Source organism: Pseudarthrobacter humi, from assembly GCF_024294965.1.
GTDB lineage: Bacteria > Actinomycetota > Actinomycetes > Actinomycetales > Micrococcaceae > Arthrobacter > Arthrobacter humi.
The window spans coordinates 1-3,374 of record NZ_JANCLV010000035.1 but is presented as its reverse complement, the minus strand read 5'-3'; the positions used below and the strand labels follow the sequence as shown (position 1 = coordinate 3,374).

3 protein-coding genes are annotated in these 3,374 nt (G+C 65.2%); all 3 read right to left on the bottom strand.

The window, feature by feature from the left end:
* Positions 1–84: 84 nt before the first annotated feature.
* From NFC73_RS20605 to NFC73_RS20595, 3 genes are read right to left on the bottom strand one after another with little or no spacing between them, the layout of a single operon-like run.
* On the bottom strand, positions 85–1,077 hold the full coding sequence (locus tag NFC73_RS20605) for a tyrosine-type recombinase/integrase (protein ID WP_254753328.1): 993 nt from the start codon (positions 1,075–1,077) through the stop codon (positions 85–87).
* Positions 1,074–2,012 (bottom strand): tyrosine-type recombinase/integrase, encoded by a 939-nt coding sequence (locus tag NFC73_RS20600; protein ID WP_254753326.1) that lies wholly within the window; start codon positions 2,010–2,012, stop codon positions 1,074–1,076. Before NFC73_RS20600 ends, NFC73_RS20605 begins: the two co-directional genes overlap by 4 nt.
* A complete protein-coding gene (locus tag NFC73_RS20595) occupies positions 2,009–3,229 on the bottom strand; it encodes a tyrosine-type recombinase/integrase (RefSeq protein ID WP_254753324.1) in 1,221 nt (406 codons plus the stop codon). Before NFC73_RS20595 ends, NFC73_RS20600 begins: the two co-directional genes overlap by 4 nt.
* Positions 3,230–3,374: the final 145 nt, after the last annotated feature.

Sequence of the window (3,374 nt, the reverse complement as noted above, 5' to 3'; positions counted from 1 at the left end):
TGTTATGCCGATGTCGTGATTATGCCGATGTTGGTCTGCGGTCCCAGGTTCCAGGCGGTGGACGGGACAAAAAGGTCGGCATAATCACAGCGCTGCGAGGAAGGCCAGGACGGCGTCGGTGGGTTGGTAACGCCCTGTCGCGGCGACACCCGATGGGGAGACTTTCGCGATTGCGTTCTCTTTGAGCGTCATGTCGGCGTGAAGGTAGATGTTTGTCGTGACGATCTGTTCGTGGCCGAGCCAGAGGGCGATCACGGTGGTGTCGACGCCGGCATGCAGCAGCCGCATCGCGGCGGTGTGCCGCAGCGTGTGAATGGTCACGCGCTTACCGATTAACGACGGGCAAGATGATGCCGCCGCGTTGATGGTGTGCCGGATGCGGTGCTCGATCGCGTCTCGGCTGAGACGCCGGCCAGTGCTGGTGGTGAACAGGGCGGCATCGGCGGGACCACCGTGTTCGGCGATCCATGCGGCGAGGATGGCAACGGCGGCGGGCAATAGCGGGGTGCGGCGTTCTTTGCGGCCCTTGCCGAGGCAGTGAACGTGCGCGCCGACACCGGTGTGGACGTCTGCGATGGCGAGCCCGATGATCTCGCTGATGCGCAACCCGGTCTGAATTGCCAGAGTGAACATCGCGTGATCACGGCGGCCGGTGCGGGTGCCCTGATCGCAGGCGCCCAGGAGTGCGTCGGCTTCGGCGGGATCGAGCCAGGTGACGATGTTGCGTTGCATCCGTGCGGTCGGGATCGCCAGGACGCGTTGGATCACCGCAGCGTGCTCGTGGTGGCGTAGCGCGGCATAGCCAAACAAAGAGTGGATCGCAGCAAGGCGCGCGTTGCGGGTGCGAATGCTGTTGCCCCGCGTCTCTTCAAGGTGGTGGAGGAACCCGGTGATGGTGTCCGCATCAAGATCGCCGATCTCCACCGCCGAGGGCTTTTTGCCGGTCTGGGCGCAGACGTAGCTGAGGAGCAACGTGAATGCGTCACGGTAGGCAGCGATCGTGTTGTCGCTGGCTTGGCGCTGGGTAACCAGCCGGTCAGTGAAGAACGACTGCAGCAGCGGGGCGAGACTGGTCATGACCCCACCTGTCCAAGCGCACTTACCCTGCCGAGTCGGGTAGCGGCGTGCGCGAGCAGTTCGGGCACCGCGCTCAGATACCAGTAGGTGTTGGCCGGGTCGCTATGGCCCAGATAGATCGATAGCGCGGGCATCTTCGCGGCAACATCGGCGCCGTCGCGATACCAGCCCAGGAGCGTGTTCACCGCGAAGGTATGGCGCAGATCGTGCATCCGTGGGCGCTGTGATGCGGTGCGCAGCCCCGCAATCGTTGTGGACTGGGCGAAGGCGTGGCGAACATTCATATAATCCAGCCGGTCACCGTCGGAGTCGATGAAGAATGCCGTCCCACGATAGGGCCCCTTCTGCTCGTCACGCCAGCGCGCATAACCGCCAAGGGCTGCAGTGGTGGTCGGATGCAGCGGAACCAGCCGAGGGTCGCGCCCCTTGCCACGGCTGATCAGCAGTACTCCGGCTTCCATGTCTGCGGTGTCCCGGTCCAGCGCGAGAGCCTCGCCGACACGTAATCCGGTAGCGGCCAGCAGCGCGAACAGCACCGGGTAGGTCTGGGCCCGACTCCCGCGCTCAAGCGTGGTCGCTGCATGGATCACTGCCGTGATTTCAGCGGAGGTATAGATATAGGGCGTCAGACGATGCACCCGGCTGGCGAAGATCCCGCGCGGTGGAACCTCGTGGCGCGGGTTCAGCGCGTGCATATAGGAAGCGAACCCCCGGACCGCGCTCATCCTCGTCGATGCTCGGGTCGCCGGCGCGGTCGTCACCCCAGCGGGAAGGACGCTGCACCAGGCGATCGCCTCGGTCACGGTAATAATCTCAAGGGTCGCCTCCGCCAGATGATTGGCGAACTGACGCAGCAGGTGCTCATGCCATAGGAGGCTGGCGCCCAGCTGGCGGCGCAGGCGCAGATAATCGGCGACGTTCTCATCCCAGGTCATGACTGCTCGCCCCCGCCCGGCCAGGGTTGGGCCAGCTGTCGCAGCCGGACCACGTCCACCCGGGCGTAGTTCGCCGTCGTCGCGGGATCGGCGTGGCGCAGCACCTGCCCGATCGCGGCCAACGGCACTTCGGCGGCGACCATCGCCTCGGCCAGTCCATGGCGCAACCGGTGAGGGCCAAAGGGCTCCAGATGCGCGCGGGTGCAAGCGCGAGTCGCGATTAGCCAGACCGCCGGCGAGGTCAGCCCGCGTCGGGGTGCGCGGACGGTGCAGAAAACTTCCCGCAGGCTCGGCTCGGTTGGGCGGGCATGCATCAAATAATCCACCACGGCCGCGCCCACCTCGGCCGGCAGCGGAAGACACTCGTGTTTCGCGCCCTTGCCGCGAATGAGGACCTCGCCGTGGCGCCAGTGAATGTCCTCCAACAGCATCCCGGCGACTTCCCCTGCGCGCAGGCCGAGCCGCGTCAGCAGCATGATCACCGCATACTCGCGGCGCCCCACCGCCGTATCCCGGTCGCAGGATTGCAGCAGGGTCTCGATCTGTGCCGCGCTGGCGCCCACCGGGAGCAACGACGGCACGGGTTCCCGGATCACCAGTGTCGCGCCGGTCAGATCATGATCGAGCTCTCCGGTGACGTAACAGAACCGGAAAAAGGCCCGCAGCGCATAGCCGAGCTTCTTTACCGACGCCGGCGCCCGCCCCACGCCCTCGTCCAGCAACGCCCGGGTCACATCGGCGCCACTTAGGCTCGCAAACCCATCGGGCGGACGATACGTCTCCAGGAACCGGCGCACCCGCACCACGTAGGCCTCCGTGGTGCGCGCCCCGATGTGACGCTCAGTCAGAAGGTAACGCTCGAACCGGACCAGCACCGTCGGATCCTCCGGCGACCGCGGTGGACTCGCTGCCTCCGCGGTGATCACCCCTGATTCGGCCAGCCAGCCCAGCAACGGGCGCAGCGCCTTGCGGGTGAACAATGCAGAATGAGTCGCTTTGCGTTCGGCGAGGAATGCATCGACCTGCAGCACCGTCAGATCGCCAAGGCGCATGCCTTCCGCCTCGATCCAGCGGCTTAGATGTGCCAGCAGATAAAACTGGTTCACTCTCGCTGCCGGAGTGAACCCCAGCCGCAATAGTTCGGCCTCAAATCCCTCGGCGTGGTTCTGCAGCGGACCGTGGATCTGGACCCGGCCCGCTCGCGTTGACGCTGTCATTGTGTGCTCCTCGTCTGCTCAATTGTTGAGAAGACAAGCCGATCACTGCAGCGTGATTATGCCGACCTTTTTGTCCCGTCCGCCGCCTGGAACCTGGGACCGCAGACCAACATCGGCATAATCACGACATCGGCATAACAGGTGT